We start from the raw sequence: 15,172 nt of genomic DNA, 5'->3' as shown, positions 1-15,172 counted from the left end.
TCTCACCGGCATTGGGAAGAGCCCGACCATAGCGCTGCGGCCCGCCGTTTTGTAGAGCCGAGCATGGGCTCGGCGCTACAACGTCACGCGGTCAATCGACCACGCGGCAGAACACGGCCTTCAGGTAACGCGATTCCTGCACGTGGGCCATGAACGGATGGTCCGGACCGGCGCCGGCCACCTTCAGGATCTGGATCGTGCGGCCGGAGAAATACGCCGCGCGGCGCAGCATGTCGAGGAACTGGTCCTCGGCCACCAGGCCGGTGCAGGAGAAGGTGGCGAACAGGCCACCGGGCTTGACCACGCCCAGCGCCAGCTTGTTCATGTCCAGGTACTTCTTCAGCGCGGTGATCACCTGGTCGCGGTCGCGGGTCATCTTCGCCGGGTCCAGGATCACCACGTCGTACTGCTCGCCGCGGTTGGCGGCATCACGCAGCCACGGGAAGATGTCGGACTGGATGAACTTCGGGCGCACGTTGTTCAGGCGCGAATTGCCCTTGGCGATCTGGATGACGTCTTCATCGATGTCGATGCCGACCACCTCAGAAGCGCCGCGCGCGGCCGCGTACACCGCAAAACCGCCGGTGTTGCAGCACAGGTCGAGCACGCTCTTGCCTTCCACCTGCTGGCTCAGCCACTCGCGGTTCTCGCGCTGGTCGGCGAAGAAACCGGTCTTGTGGGCACCGGCCGGGTCGGCGCGGAACTTGATGCCGTACTCGGTGATCACCGACGCTTCGGTGGTGGTATTGCCGTGGAAGTCGAAGCTTTCCTGCTTCTGCACGTGCTCGTCGGCGAAGCTGTGGAAGCGGCAGCCCGGGAACTGCTCGCGCAGCGCGTCGTAGATCCACTCGCGGTGGCGGAACATGCCGGCGGCGAAGAATTCGACCACCACCAGGTCGCCGTAGCGGTCGACCACCAGGCCGGACAGGCCGTCGCCTTCGCTGTGCACCACGCGCCAGGCGTCGGACACCACATCCAGCTTCAGCACCTCACGGCGCAGCGACACCGCCTGGGCGATCTTGCGCGAGAACCAGCCGGCATCGACCGGCACGTTCGGGTCGGTTTCGAGGATGCGCACGGCAATGCGCGAATGCCCGTTGTAGAACCCCCGGCCAATGAACTCGCCATCGATGCCGACCACGTCGACGATGGAACCGGGCTTGGGCCGGACGGTCGGCTTCTCGACCAGTTTCTGGAAGATCCACGGGTGGCTGGAACGCCACGCATTCTTGAGGCGGACAATCGGAAGGGGGGTATTCATCCGCCCATTGTAGCCGGGGGGCGGCGGGGGCCGGAAATCCAGCACGGGCGCGGCAATTGACGGCGGCCCGGGCAGACGGCAGAATCGGCGCCAGAAGGGGAGTAGCTCCCAGACGTTGTCGCCGTCAATTCGAGCCCGCAGGCTCCGGTGCAACGGCAGTTCCAGCCATTGGAACTGCGAGCGAGACCTTCGCCGTACTGGCGAAGCTCTGTCCCTGGATCCCCTCCCGATCCTCCGTTGCAGATCCTCGCCGTCCGGCCTGGCATTCATCTTTCCAACGGACATTCCCAATGCAGACGATCGGTAACGTGTGGTTGTGGGGCGGCTTCGCAGCGGTGGTTGTCATCGCCCTGCTGGTCGACCTCGTGTTGATGCGCCATGGTGGACCGCACAAGGTCACCTTCAAGGAGGCCCTGTGGTGGTCGATCGGCTGGGTCGCGCTGGCCCTGCTGTTCAACGCCGGCCTCTGGTATTACCTGAATGAGACCGCCGGCCAGGTCGTGGCCAACAAGGTCGGCCTCGAATTCCTGACCGGCTACCTGGTCGAGAAGGCGCTGGCGGTCGACAACATCTTTGTCTTCCTGATGATCATGAGCTACTTCGCGGTGCCGGAGGAACAGCGCCAGAAGGTGCTGATCATCGGCATCCTGGGTGCGATCGTGCTGCGTACGATCATGATCTTTGCCGGCAGCGTACTGATCAGCCAGTTCCATTGGCTGCTTTACGTGTTCGGTGCCTTCCTGCTGTTCACCGGCTGGAAGATGTGGTTCGCCGCCGGCCAGGAACCCGATCTGGAGACCAATCCGGCCCTGCGCTGGATGCGCAAGCACCTGCGCCTGCTGCCGGACTACGCCGGCAACGCGCTGAGTGTGAAGCGCGATGGCGTGCGCTGGTTCACTCCGTTGTTCGCGGTACTGATCCTGATCGCGGTCACCGACGTGATCTTCGCCGTGGACAGCATCCCGGCGATCTTCGCGATCACCACCGACCCGTTCATCGTGCTCACCTCCAACGTGTTCGCGGTGCTGGGCCTGCGCGCGATGTTCTTCCTGCTGGCCGGCATGGCCGACCGCTTCCACCTGCTGCCGTATGGCCTGGCGCTGGTGCTGGGCTTCATCGGCATCAAGATGATGATCATCGACCTGTTCAAGATCCCGACCCCGGTGTCGCTGGGCGTGGTCGCGGTGATCATCGCCGCCACCGTGGTGCTGAGCCTGAAGTACCCGCCGAAGGAAGGATCGGGCCACGCCTGAACCTGAATCGCTGAACGGCACGGCCGGCGGGATTGTCCCGCCGGCCGCCTCCACTCTCCCGCCGCAGCGGCCTTGGTTTCGCGGCAACCACCGCCATTGCTGAGGTATGGACAACAACGCGCCCCTGCCCGCCGGCGACGTACCGGCCCCCCGCAATGACCGCTCGCGCATCCTGCGGGCGTTCAATGTCAGCCTGGCCGCCGTGCTGGTGCTGGTGGCCGTGTTCGCCCTGCAGGGCACGTTCGACTGGCGCCCCTGGGCGGTAGCGCCGCTGGAAGCCAAGGGCCTGCTCGGCCTGGTCGGTGGCCCGATGCTGCATGCCTCGGTCGAGCACATCGCCGCCAACAGCATCGCCATCCTGATCCTCGGCACCCTGGCCGGCAGCGTCTATCCAAAAGCCACCGTGCGCGCCCTGCCCCTGCTGTGGCTGGGCTCGGGCCTGGGTGCCTGGATGCTGGGCAATCCGGGCAGCGTGCACCTGGGCGCCAGTGGCGTGACCCACGGCCTGATGTTCCTGCTGGCCAGCCTGGGCCTGCTGCGTCGCGACCGCGCGGCGATCGCCACCGGCCTGATCGGCATGCTGTTCTACGGTGGCATGCTGATGACCGTCCTGCCCCACGCCGACGGCGTGTCGTGGCAGTCGCACATGGGTGGCGCCTTCGCCGGCATCATTGCCGCGCTGCTGTTCCGCAACGCCGACCCCCTGCCGCCGCGCCAGCGCTACAGCTGGGAAGACGAAGAGGATGAGTCCGAACCGCTGGCCGACGACGAGCTGGAGCCGCCGTCGCCGCAGCGCGTGCCGGTGTTGTGGCAACCACGCGAGGGCCAGGACTACGTGGTGATTCCGTTCCGGCGGCCGGATGATCCGCGCGGCTGAGGTGTGGTAGATGCCGACCTTGGTCGGCGCTGTTCCCATGGGGCCAACCAAGGTTGGCCACTATCGCACGGCATTCGGCGATCGGACGGATCAGTTGGCCGCGTTCCCCGCCGCACCCATCCCATCCACCGCCTGCCGGCCCAGCGCCGGGTCGTCGGTGAAGAAGGCATCGATGCCGGTGGCCAGGTACGCGCGCATCTCGGCGATCGAACCCTCGGCGTTGCGTGCATTGTCGGCACCCTTGCGCAGGTTGCTGGCCTGGAAGTGGTTCTCCGGGCGGAAGGTGTACGGGATCACCATCAGGCCCACCGCATGCGCATCGCGCACCAGCGAGGTGGGCGTGCCCAGCGCGCCCTTGTCATCCAGCGGAATGATCGAGCGCAGCTCCGGGCCGATGCTGTCAGCGTAGACGGCGATGTCCTTCAGGCCGGCCGGGGTCATCATCTGCGCGTAGGTCAGCGTGCCACCGGCCTTGGCGATGTCGGCCGGCTGGGTATCGCCCTTCCACAGCAGCTGCAGCAGGCGGATGTTGCTGTCGCGCGGGATCTTGCCGCGCAGGTAGCGCAGGTTGGCGGTCTCGAACGACTGGATGGTGACCGGGCCGACGTTGGTATAGGCGTTGCCGCGCAGTGCAGCCAGCAGTTTGTCTTCCATCGGCAGGCCGATCGACTGGAAATAGGTCGGGTGCTTGATCTCCGGCACCAGGCCGATGCCACGGTTGGCACGGCCCGCCTGCTGCACCAGGAAGGCCAGGATCTCGTCCAGGCTGGCGATGCGGAACTGGCCGTCGTAGGCGGTGCTGCGCAGTTCCGGCAGGCGCTCGCGCGCGTACAGGGTCTTCAGCTCGGCCAGGGTGAAGTCTTCGGTGAACCAACCCTCGACCTTCTGCCCGTCGATCACCTTGCTGGTGCGGCGGCTGGCGAACTCCGGATGCGAGGCCACGTCGGTGGTGCCACCGATCTCGTTCTCGTGGCGGGCCACCATCTTCCCGTCCCTGGTCATCACCAGGTCCGGTTCGATGTAGTCGGCGCCATCGGCAATCGCCTGCGCATAGGCGGCCAGGGTGTGCTCGGGCAGCAGCGCGCTTGCACCGCGGTGGCCATAGACCGACACCTTGTGCGCGGCCGGGGTGGAGGATTCAGCACTCATGGCCACCGATGGTGCCACGGCCAGCGACAACAGCAACGCACAACCCCACGACTTCACTGCGACTTCCCCAAGCGGTATGTGATGGGCGTCAGTATGCGGCGGCAATGTGACAGGCAGGGGACCCCATGCATCCTGTAGTCGCCGACCTTGGTCGGCGCTCTGCCAGCCGACGTCGATGACCCCGGACGCCCTGTGCCAACCAAGGTTGGCACCCACCAGAGCGTGAGCCCGTTCGGGGATCTGGCCCCAGCGTTACTTGCCGATGCAGAAACTGGAGAAGATCCGCCCCAGCAGGTCATCGGCGCTCATCTGCCCGGTGATCTCACCCAGTGCATCGTGCGCCAGCCGCAGTTCCTCTGCCGCCAGCTCCAGGTGCTCATGGGCCAGCTCACCATCGGCGCGCTGCGCATGTTCCTGCGCGCGCTCGATCGCATCGACGTGGCGGGTGCGTGCGGAAAATTCGCCGTCCACCTGCTCGCCTGCCCCGGCCGACGCAATTGAGCGCAGGCGCGCATGCAGGTCATCGAGCCCGGCACCGGTGGCCGCCGAAACGAACACGCGATCGGGATCGTCCAACGTCGGCAGCGCCGTCAGCAGATCCGACTTGTTGTGGATGTAGACCTTGTGCGGCACCGCGCTCACCGCCTCGCCGAGGGCCGCTTCACCGGCCGCCGGATCGCGTGCATCCAGCACGATCAGCGCCAGATCGGTGCGCTCGATTTCCACATGCGCGCGACGCATGCCCTCGCGCTCGATGGCGTCTCCACCGTCGCGCAGGCCGGCGGTGTCGACCAGGGTCAGTTCCAGGCCGTCCAGGCGGATCGTCTCGCGCAGCGTGTCGCGGGTGGTGCCGGCGATGTCGGTAACGATCGCACGCTCGCTGCCAGCCAACGCATTGAGCAATGAACTCTTGCCGGCATTCGGTGGGCCGATCAGCACCGCATGCAGGCCGTCGCGCAGGCGACGGCCGCGCTCGGCGTCGCGGCGCAGCAGGGCCAGGTCGGCGCGCGCCTGTTCCAGCCCGCGCCGTACCTGCGCGCCACCGAGCGTATCCAGCGGTTCGTCGGCGAAGTCGATGGCCGCTTCCACGTGGATGCGCAGCAGCACCAGCTGCTCGAGCACCGCCTCGATGCGGCGCGAGAACACGCCATCCAGTGAACGTCGTGCAGCGCGCGCGGCACGGTTGTCACCGGCGGCGATCAGGTCGGCGATGGCCTCGGCCTGGGCCAGGTCCAGCTTGCCGTTGAGGAAGGCCCGTTCGCTGAACTCACCCGGCCGCGCCTGGCGCGCACCCAGTGCGATGCAGCGTGCGACCAGCTGCTGCAGCAGCACGGGGCTGCCGTGTCCCTGCAGTTCCACCACGTCTTCGCCGGTAAAGCTGTTGGGCGCGGGGAACCACAGCACGATGCCATCGTCGATCACCTCATCGTCGGCGTCGCGCAGGCGCGCGTAATGCGCATGGCGCGGGCGCAGTGCAGGCGCACCCAGTGCGTTGGCGATGGCCGCCGCGCGCGGGCCGGACAGGCGCAGCAGGCCGACACCGCCGGCGCCGGGTGCGCTGGCGATGGCCACGATGGTGTCGGTGTGGATCGTGGTATCCATGGCTCAGAGCTTCTCCAGCTGCGCGCGCGCCTGCGCCGCACCACTGCCCTGCGGCTGCAGCGCCAGGTAGGTGGTGTAGGCCTGCCTGGCCTTGGGCTTGTCGCCTGCGTTGAAGTAGGCATCCCCCAGGTTGAGATAGGCCACCGCGCGCGACGGGTCGATCTTCAGCGTGTTCTCCAGCCAACGCGCCGCTTCCGCATAGCGCTGCTGACGGTAGTAGACGAAGCCGAGGTTGTTCGCCGCCTGCGCGAAGTCCGGGCGCAGCTTCAGTGCTTCGGTGAACTGGGCCACCGCTTCGTCGTACTGCTTTTCGCGGTACAGCTGCAGGCCGCGGTCGTTGGCCTGCTGCGCGCGCTGGCGGTCCGAGGCCGGGCCGGCGCTGGGCACTACCAGCCTGGCCTTGCCGCCCTGCAGGTCGGCCACGGTCACCGGTGCCTGCGTGCCCTTGGCCTCGCTGGCAGCATCGACCTTGTTGTTCAGCGCGATCGCATCGGCGGTCAGCTGGCGCGTATCGGCGGTGAGGAACTCCTGGCTGTCGGGCACCTGGAACACGAACTCGCCGCCCTGCGAGCCGGGCAGGCTGCCAAACGCCGGGGTCTGGTGCGAAACCGCCGATACCGCCGGGGCCACGTAGGCGGCCAGCTCGGTGCCGGTGATCAGGCCATCGCCGTTGAGGTCGCCCTTGCCGGCCAGCGCCTGCAGCAACACCCAGGTGAACACCGAGTGGCCGTTCGGGCCGGCATCGGCCACCTGCTGGTCGGCACCGCCGGCAGTCAGCATCTGCCGCGCGCTGCGGCGTGCGTTCTCGCGCAGGAATGACGACGACGAGGGGCCGCCCCGGGTCAGGCCGAGGCCGCTGTAGCAGGCATCCATCACGAACATCACGTGCTTGGCCTGCATGCTCTCGGCGATGTTCTGGATGTCGGTCATCGCGATCGCGTCGGTGGCGAACTCCTTCGGGTCCGAATCCACCGGGATGATGTAGCCGAGGTCACGCCCGGAGGCGAGCTGGCGGGTCGCACCGTGGCCGGCGAAGAACACGAACACGCGGTCGTTCTTTCCGGTGCGGTTGTCGGCCAGGCGGTCATGGAAGGCGGCCAGGATGTTGTTGCGGGTCGCCTGCTCGTTCTTCAGCACGATCACCTGCGAGGACGGGAAGCCGAACTGCCCGGTCAGGGTATCGGCCACCGCCTGTGCATCATGGCTGGCATATTCCAGCTTCGGCCACTTGGCATAGGTGTCGATGCCGACCACGATCGCCCACGACTTCTCGTAGCCGGTAGTGACGGTGGCATCGCTGGCGGCGCCCTTGCGGGCACGGCTGACGCTGAAGTCGCGGCCGTTCCACCCCGCGAACTGGTAGCCATCGGCAATCAGGCGGTCGAGGATCTGTGGCAGCGCCTTCACCGCGCGGTCGTGGATGTCATGGAACAGGATGATGCCGCGCTGTTCCTTGTTCACCTGGTCCAGCACGCGCTGCACGATCGATTCCGGCACCGGATCAGCCCAGTCCATCGAATCGATGTTCCACATGATCGACTTCAGGCCGGCTTCGTTGAGCAGCTGCAGGCCTTCGGCATTGCGCGCGCCATAAGGGAAGCGGAACAACGGTGCACGCTTGCTGTCGACGTCCTTCAGCAGCGTGTCGGTGTCCAGCACCTGCTGGCGCAGCGCATCACCGGTGGTGCGCGAGAGCTGCGCGTGGGTCAGGCTGTGGTTGCCCACCGCGTAGCCCTCTTCCATCAGGCTGCGGCTGATCTTCGCCATCGGCCCCAGGCTGACCTTGCCGTCGCTCTCGACCTTGCCCAGGTTGCGGCCCACCTCGAAGAACACGCCCGGTACGTCATAGCGCTTGAGGATGGCCACCACTTCATCGGTGTAGGCCTTGTGCGGGCCGTCGTCGAAGGTCAGCACCACGGTCTTGGCCGGCAGGTCGCGGCCGAAGATCTCGCGGTCGCTGTCCTTCATCGACATCGGGTACGGCTCGACCACCCCGTAGTCGCGCAGGATCGCTTCGCGGCTGTAGTCCTTGCGCAGATGGGCGATGTAGTCCTCCCACTTCTCCCGCTTCAGGTCGATGGCGCGGGTGCGCTCGAAGCGGCTGAAGATCCGGGTCAGTTCCTGGTTGTAGTTGCGCTCGATTTCATCGAGTGCTTCCAGGTCTTCGCCGATGCGCTGGTGCAGTTTCACCGCCGGCAGCGATGAATCGGTACCGACCCGTTCGTGCAGATCGCGCAGCACTTCGCGGAACGCCAGACGATCGGCGTCGAACAGTTCCGGTGCCGACTCGATGTAGTCCAGCACGGTGCCCAGGGTGGCGAAGCGCTGCGGGCTGGTACCGCGCAGCAGGGTGTCGAACTGCGCGGCAATCGCCGTGCGCTGTTCCAGGCCATCGTGAAACAGCTGCTGGCCAACGCGCGTGGAAGTACCCCGGTCCGTAGCGCTCTGCTGGTCTTCATCGGCCAGCAGCATGATGATCCGGCGATAGCCGTCCAGCTGCTTCTGCAGCGCCGCCAGCAGCGGTGCGGCGGCCGGATCGGCGGCGGCCGCGGCCTGCGCGCTGGGCTGGGTGACGGCGGTCGCCGGTGCCTTCGCATCCTTGTCGCCACACCCGGCCACGACCAGGGTCAACAACAGCGAGGGCAGGAACAGGCGGAACGACAGCGCACGCGGCATGGTGGACTCGAAGGTGGGAGGAACGGTGTGCCGGGAATTCTAACGCCGCATGCGAAAAGCCCGCCTTGCGGCGGGCTTTTCATCGACCGGGGGGTAGAGTCGACCTTGGTCGACTGCTCCATCCCCAACGCCAGTCGACTAACAGTCGACTCTACAGGTCGGCGTTACTTCTTCTTGACCGGGGCCGGGGCAGTGGTGGCCGGGACCGGCTCGCCGCCGTGGCGCTTGGTCATCCACCACTGCTGCAGCAGGCCCAGGCCGCCGTTGACCACCCAGTACAGCACCAGGCCGGACGGCATGAAGGCCATCATGACGCCGAACACCAGCGGCATGAACTGCATCATCTTCTGCTGCATCGGGTCCATGCCCGGTGCCGGGGTCAGCTTCTGGGTGAACCACATCACCGCCACGTTGATGACCGGCAGGATGAAGTACGGGTCGCGTGCGGTCAGGTCCTGGATCCAGCCGAACCAGGGCGCCTGGCGAAGTTCGACCGATTCCACCAGCACCCAGTACAGGGCGAAGAAGATCGGCATCTGGATGAGGATCGGCAGGCAGCCGCCCATCGGATTGATCTTTTCCTTCTTGTACAGCTCCATCATCGCGGTCTGGAACTTCTGGCGGTCGTCGCCATAGCGTTCCTTCAGCTGCGCGATGCGCGGCTGGAAGCGGCGCATCTTGGCACCGCTCTTGTACTGGGTCGCCGACAGCGGGTACAGCACCAGCTTCAGCAGCACCACCAGGCCGACGATCGCCCAGCCCCAGTTGCCGACCAGCTTGTGCACCTGGTTCAGCACCCAGAACAGGCCCTGCCCGATCACCGCCATCATCGAGAAGCGGCTGTAGTCGACCACGCGGTCCAGGCCCGGCACGTCTTCCTTGGCGATCAGGTTGACCAGCTTCGGGCCGACCCACAGGCGGGCCTCGGTGCTGGTGGACTGGCCCGGGGCCACGGTGAAGGCCGGGCCACGCGCTTCAATCAGGTCACGACCGGCCACCTGCGACAGCACGTAGTGCGCGGTCTGGTCCTTCTGCGGGATCCAGGCGGTGAAGAAATGGTGCTGCAGCATCGCCAGCCAGCCGCCGGTGATGTTCTGGTTCAGCGTGCCGTCTTCCAGGTAATCCTTGAACGCACGACGCTGGTACTTCTTGTCGTTGTCGTACCAGGTGGCGCCGTTGAAGCTGAAGGAGTCCGGGTTGGTCATGCTCCGCGACAGGATGGTCGGGGTGCGGTCCAGGGTGCGGTAGACGTAACCGTTCCACGGCGCGGTGCCGGTGTTGCTGACTTCGTCCTTGAAGCGCACCGCGTACTCGTTGCGCGAGACGGTGAGGGTGCGCTTGATGGTCACGCCGTTGTCGGCGGTCCACACGAACGGAATCTGCAGCTCGTTCTGGCCCTTGGCCAGCACGAAGTCGCGGGTGTCACCGACCAGCTTGAAGCCGTCGGCGCCCGGGACCGGAGTGTTCTTGTCCTCGCTGGCCCAACCGCTGATCGCGCTGTACGGATGCGCGGGGTCTTCGGTCAGCAGGCGCACCGGCGGGCTGCCTTCGTCCTTGGTCTGCGGAAACTGCAGCAGCTCGGCATCGAGCACACGGCCGCCATCGAGCACCAGGCGCAGCACGTCGGTGGTGACGGTCACGCGCTGGCTGGCCGGGGTGGCACTGGCCTGGGCCTGCACGGCAGCCTGGCCGGGGGCACCCGGGACCTGGGCACTGGGGATGGCGCCCGGGGTTGCACCCGGAACGCTCTGTGCGGCGGCCGGGGCCGACGTGGTCGTCGGTGCCGGGGTCGGAGCAGCCTTTTCACGGCTCCACTCCATCCACAGCAGCACGGCCACCATCAGCCAGGCAAAAATGAGGAATACGCGGGTCTGGTTCATCAGCGGACAGGCTCGGCGGGGCCGGGACGCGATGCCGGCTCGGTCAAAGAAGGAGTTGCGATGCCATCAGGCGGCGGCATTGTGCCGTCCACGCCCGGCGTGGGCAATGCACGCAGGCGACGCAGCAGGCGCAGGAAGGCCTGGCGGATCTCGTCGTTGCTGGCGGAACGCGCAGCACTACGAGCCACGACGACGAAGTCGCCTGGCTGGATTTCGGTACGTGTCTGACGCAGGATGTCGCGCAGGACGCGCTTGATCCGGTTACGCCCGACGGCGTTCGGATCAACCTTGCGGGAAACCGCCAGACCCAGCCTGGCCGGCCGGTCAGCCGGCAGCCAGTGCAGGGTCATCAGCGGATCGGACACACGGCGGGCGCCGTTGAAGACCGTTGAGTATTCGGCACGCGTGCGAACCCGCGCAGAGCGAGGGAATCGCTTGCGCGGGTCTGCAGTATTCACTGTCGAAGGGATTGCGTCTGCCGCGAGGTGCGGCATGGCAATCAGGCGCTCAGGACTTTGCGGCCCTTGGCGCGGCGACGCGACAGGATCTTGCGGCCGTCAGCGGTCTTCATACGGGCACGGAAGCCGTGGTCGCGCTTACGCTTGAGGTTGCTGGGCTGGTAGGTGCGCTTCGTGGCCATTGGGGGCCTCTCGTATGAATGGGACGGAAAGAACCGGAAATTCTAGAGAGGTACCCCGCCCCAAGTCAAGCCCTGGGAGCTACGCCAATTCACTGCCCTGTGCAATAGCTGTGGATGTTTTTGTGAATAAGTAGGGGACAAGCATTCCGAAGGCGAGCGCTCGGTGGTAGTCTGAGCCATCCATTTCCCCCCTTTCCGGCCTGTGTTTGGGCGCCTTGTCGCGTCCACGCCCCGGCCACCGGACGATTATTGCTGATGGATGCTTGGTCCCGTAGTCTCGAGCGCCTCGAAGCGGAGTTCCCGCCGGAAGACGTTCATACCTGGTTGAAGCCGCTGCAGGCCGATCTGCGCGTGGACAGCCTGGTGCTGTATGCACCGAATGCCTTCATCGTCGACCAGGTCCGCGAGCTGTACCTGGCCCGGATCCGCGAACTGCTGGCTCATTTCGCCGGTTTCAGCGACGTTTTTCTTGAAATCGGCTCGCGCCCACGCCCGGTGGAGGCGCAGAACGCGCCGGTTTCCACGCCGTCGGCGCACGTCTCCAGCGAACCGCAGGTACCGTTCGCCGGCAACCTGGACAACCACTACACCTTCGCCAACTTCGTCGAAGGCCGCAGCAACCAGCTGGGCCTGGCCGCTGCCTTCCAGGCGGCGCAGAAGCCGGGCGACCGTGCGCACAACCCGCTGCTGCTGTACGGAGGCACCGGCCTGGGCAAGACCCACCTGATGTTCGCCGCCGGTAATGCCATGCGCCAGGCCAACCCGGGGGCGAAGGTGCTGTACCTGCGTTCGGAGCAGTTCTTCAGCGCGATGATCCGGGCCCTGCAGGAAAAAACCATGGATCAGTTCAAGCGCCAGTTCCAGCAGGTGGACGCGCTGCTGATCGATGACATCCAGTTCTTCGCCGGCAAGGACCGCACCCAGGAGGAGTTCTTCCACACCTTCAACGCGCTGTTCGATGGCAAGCAGCAGATCATCCTGACCTGCGACCGCTATCCGCGCGAAGTCGAAGGCCTGGAAGCGCGCCTGAAGTCGCGGCTTGCCTGGGGCCTGTCGGTCGCGATCGAACCGCCGGACTTCGAGACCCGTGCCGCGATCGTGCTGGCCAAGGCGCGCGAACGCGGTGCCGAGATTCCCGATGACGTTGCGTTCCTGATCGCCAAGAAGATGCGCTCCAATGTGCGCGACCTCGAAGGCGCGCTCAATACCCTGACCGCCCGCGCCAATTTCACCGGCCGCGCGATCACCACCGAATTCGCCCAGGAAACCCTGCGCGACCTGCTGCGTGCCCAGCAGCAGGCGATCAGCATTCCCAACATCCAGAAAACCGTTGCCGACTACTACGGCCTGCAGATCAAGGATCTGCTGTCCAAGCGTCGGACCCGCTCGCTGGCCCGCCCGCGCCAGGTCGCCATGGCCCTGACCAAGGAACTGACCGAGCACAGCCTGCCCGAGATCGGCGATGCCTTCGCCGGTCGCGATCACACCACGGTGCTGCATGCCTGCCGCCAGATCCGGACCCTGATGGAAACCGACGGCAAGCTCCGCGAGGACTGGGACAAGCTGATCCGGAAGCTGAGCGAATGATGCACGGATGCCGATGAGGCGTCATCGCACAAAACGGTGCAGAATCCGGTAGCAAGCGCGGGACACGTTGTGGATAAAAATGGCGTCTGAAATCGCGGCGATTCTATCCACAGCTTTCCCCACCCCCTGGGGGTCGGTAATACAGAGGGTTTCGAGGTCTGAAATTCTTTTATTTACAAAGACTTAGCGTTGTTTTCCAGCGATTCTGTCTCTACCAGCACCACCAAGCTTTTGATTTATTCCACATTTTTTAAAGCATAGGGGCACGGAACCACATGCGTTTCACACTGCAGCGCGAAGCCTTTCTCAAGCCGTTGGCACAGGTCGTCAACGTGGTCGAACGCCGCCAGACCCTTCCGGTTCTGGCCAATTTCCTGGTCCAGGTGCAGAACGGCCAGCTGTCGCTGACCGGTACCGACCTGGAAGTGGAGATGGTGTCGCGGATCGCGGTTGAAGATGCCCAGGACGGCGAAACCACCATTCCCGCCCGCAAGCTGTTCGAGATCATCCGCGCCCTGCCCGACGGCAGCCGGATCACCGTCTCGCAGACCGGTGACAAGATCACCGTGCAGGCCGGTCGCAGCCGCTTCACCCTGGCAACCCTGCCCTCCAACGACTTCCCGTCGGTGGACGAAGTGGAAGCCACCGAGCGCGTGGCCATCGGCGAAGCGACCCTGAAGGAGCTGATCGAACGCACTGCGTTCGCGATGGCCCAACAGGACGTGCGGTATTACCTCAACGGCCTGCTGTTCGACCTGCGCGGTGACGCCTTGCGTACCGTCGCCACGGACGGTCATCGCCTGGCGCTGTGTGAAACCGATCTGGCCAAGCCCAGCGGTTCCAAGCGCCAGATCATCGTGCCGCGCAAAGGCGTGACCGAGCTGCAGCGCCTGCTGGAAAGCGGTGATCGCGAGATCGAGCTGGAAGTCGGGCGTAGCCACGTGCGCGTCAAGCGCGACGATGTCACTTTCACCTCGAAGCTGATCGACGGCCGATTCCCGGATTACGAGGCCGTCATCCCGATCGGCGCCGACCGCGAAGTGAAGGTTGACCGTGAAGCCCTGCGTGCCTCGCTGCAGCGCGCCGCGATCCTGTCCAACGAGAAGTACCGCGGTATCCGCGTGGAAGTCTCGCCGGGCAACCTGAAGATCAGCGCGCACAACCCGGAACAGGAAGAAGCCCAGGAAGAAATCGAAGCCGATACCACGGTCAGCGATCTGGCCATCGGCTTCAATGTGAACTACCTGTTGGATGCCCTGTCTGCGCTGCGCGACGAGGAAGTCATCATCCAGCTGCGCGACTCCAACTCCTCGGCGCTGGTGCGTGAATCCAGCAGCGAGAAGTCGCGTCATGTGGTGATGCCGCTGCGCCTCTGACGTCAGCGCTGTTCCACGTGGAACCGAACGACGCCCGGGACTTTCCCGGGCGTTTTTTTTGTTCCACGTGGAGCATTGGTACTCGCGCTGGCTCAAGCGTTGATGCAACGGTGTTGGAGTGGAACCTGGCCTGCAGCTCGCCTCCAACATTCGTCTGTGCAAGTCCGCCGTTGGATCGGGTGTGACCAGGATTGCGTTTGCTGGATCGGGCCGCTTGATCGGAGTGCCATCGGCGAGCACATGAGGCGCGCCCGCGATGGTCTTCGAAGGCGTGGCTGCTGCTTCTGGAAACGCCACTGTCCACAGGACGCGTTTGGACGAAATCGGGTCGATCCTGGCTTCTAAATCTGGGTATAAATCTAAAGCATGGTGGTGATGGTAGGGCCAGATCTCGTGGAAAAATGCACTATCTCCATGTTTTAAAAGGAATTTATACAGCTGAAACCCCCTGTATAGAGCGCCTTGGGGCTGGGGGGGAACCTGTGGATAGTTTCGCCGTCCCGGTAAAAGGGCTTTTTTATCCACAGATTGCCCATACCTTGTGTATAACTCATACAGTTCCGCTGTGGACAGCGTGGAACGGCCGGTCTGAATTCCTTGAATTCTGTGGAACCCTGCAGGGGCTCTCATCGCAGATTTGAAGGAATCGGTGGCGGTTTCGATTGGGATCGACGTTGAGGCCGTCCGTGGCGCAGCTCGAATGCCGTGAAATCGCTGAAATCTGAGGGTCCACACCGTGGAACCCGGCGCAGATTTGAAGCAATTTCAGGCCCTTCCAGATCGCGAGGGACGCCAGATGGCCTGTTCACCACGTGGAACGCGCAAATGCTGATCGGCGGATAGCGCGTCCTGGCCTGAGTGCCGTCGCCAC

At 65.1% G+C, this 15,172-nt stretch carries 11 protein-coding genes; 4 read left to right on the top strand and 7 right to left on the bottom strand.

Going from position 1 to position 15,172, the window contains the following annotated elements; all coding sequences use genetic code 11:
* Nucleotides 1-91 precede the first annotated feature (91 nt).
* Nucleotides 92-1,261 (bottom strand): class I SAM-dependent rRNA methyltransferase, encoded by a 1,170-nt coding sequence (locus N440_RS19410; RefSeq protein ID WP_133936337.1) that lies wholly within the window; start codon nucleotides 1,259-1,261, stop codon nucleotides 92-94.
* Between the two features lie 290 nt (nucleotides 1,262-1,551).
* Between N440_RS19410 and N440_RS19405 the strand changes: the two genes are divergently transcribed.
* Complete coding sequence (locus N440_RS19405) at nucleotides 1,552-2,514, top strand: TerC family protein (RefSeq protein WP_005411722.1); 963 nt, start codon at nucleotides 1,552-1,554, stop codon at nucleotides 2,512-2,514.
* Nucleotides 2,515-2,620: 106 nt separating this feature from the next.
* Complete coding sequence (locus N440_RS19400; RefSeq protein ID WP_006479183.1) at nucleotides 2,621-3,391, top strand: rhomboid family intramembrane serine protease; 771 nt, start codon at nucleotides 2,621-2,623, stop codon at nucleotides 3,389-3,391.
* Between the two features lie 90 nt (nucleotides 3,392-3,481).
* On the opposite strand, the gene N440_RS19395 is transcribed toward N440_RS19400, so the two are convergent.
* The 6 genes from N440_RS19395 to rpmH form a co-directional block, all read right to left on the bottom strand.
* Nucleotides 3,482-4,597: a glycerophosphodiester phosphodiesterase gene (locus N440_RS19395; RefSeq protein ID WP_133936336.1), complete on the bottom strand. Its 1,116-nt coding sequence runs from the start codon at nucleotides 4,595-4,597 to the stop codon at nucleotides 3,482-3,484.
* A gap of 195 nt (nucleotides 4,598-4,792) precedes the next feature.
* The gene (gene mnmE, locus N440_RS19390) at nucleotides 4,793-6,142 is read right to left on the bottom strand and encodes a tRNA uridine-5-carboxymethylaminomethyl(34) synthesis GTPase MnmE (RefSeq protein WP_133936335.1); all 1,350 of its coding nucleotides are present in this window, start codon (nucleotides 6,140-6,142) and stop codon (nucleotides 4,793-4,795) included.
* A 3-nt stretch (nucleotides 6,143-6,145) separates the two neighbouring features.
* The gene (locus N440_RS19385) at nucleotides 6,146-8,818 is read right to left on the bottom strand and encodes a polysaccharide deacetylase family protein (RefSeq protein ID WP_133936334.1); all 2,673 of its coding nucleotides are present in this window, start codon (nucleotides 8,816-8,818) and stop codon (nucleotides 6,146-6,148) included.
* A 164-nt stretch (nucleotides 8,819-8,982) separates the two neighbouring features.
* On the bottom strand, nucleotides 8,983-10,698 hold the full coding sequence (yidC, locus tag N440_RS19380; protein ID WP_133936333.1) for a membrane protein insertase YidC: 1,716 nt from the start codon (nucleotides 10,696-10,698) through the stop codon (nucleotides 8,983-8,985).
* Nucleotides 10,698-11,192, bottom strand: coding sequence for a ribonuclease P protein component (gene rnpA / locus N440_RS19375; RefSeq protein ID WP_006479316.1), 495 nt, complete (start codon nucleotides 11,190-11,192; stop codon nucleotides 10,698-10,700). Before rnpA ends, yidC begins: the two co-directional genes overlap by 1 nt.
* Before the next feature lie 5 nt (nucleotides 11,193-11,197).
* Entirely contained in the window at nucleotides 11,198-11,338 is a 141-nt protein-coding gene (gene rpmH / locus N440_RS19370; protein WP_005411729.1) for a 50S ribosomal protein L34, read from the bottom strand.
* 255 nt (nucleotides 11,339-11,593) lie between these two features.
* Here rpmH and dnaA point away from each other — a divergent pair, with 255 nt between their 5' ends.
* Both dnaA and dnaN read left to right on the top strand, forming a co-directional pair.
* Nucleotides 11,594-12,925, top strand: a complete 1,332-nt coding sequence (gene dnaA / locus N440_RS19365; protein WP_005411730.1) for a chromosomal replication initiator protein DnaA — start codon at nucleotides 11,594-11,596, stop codon at nucleotides 12,923-12,925.
* A 275-nt stretch (nucleotides 12,926-13,200) separates the two neighbouring features.
* Entirely contained in the window at nucleotides 13,201-14,301 is a 1,101-nt protein-coding gene (dnaN, locus tag N440_RS19360) for a DNA polymerase III subunit beta (RefSeq protein WP_005411731.1), read from the top strand.
* Nucleotides 14,302-15,172 lie beyond the last annotated feature (871 nt).

The organism is Stenotrophomonas sp. CC22-02 (assembly GCF_004365115.1).
GTDB classification, from domain to species: Bacteria; Pseudomonadota; Gammaproteobacteria; order Xanthomonadales; family Xanthomonadaceae; genus Stenotrophomonas; species Stenotrophomonas forensis.
This window is presented reverse-complemented; position numbering and strand designations above follow the sequence as displayed.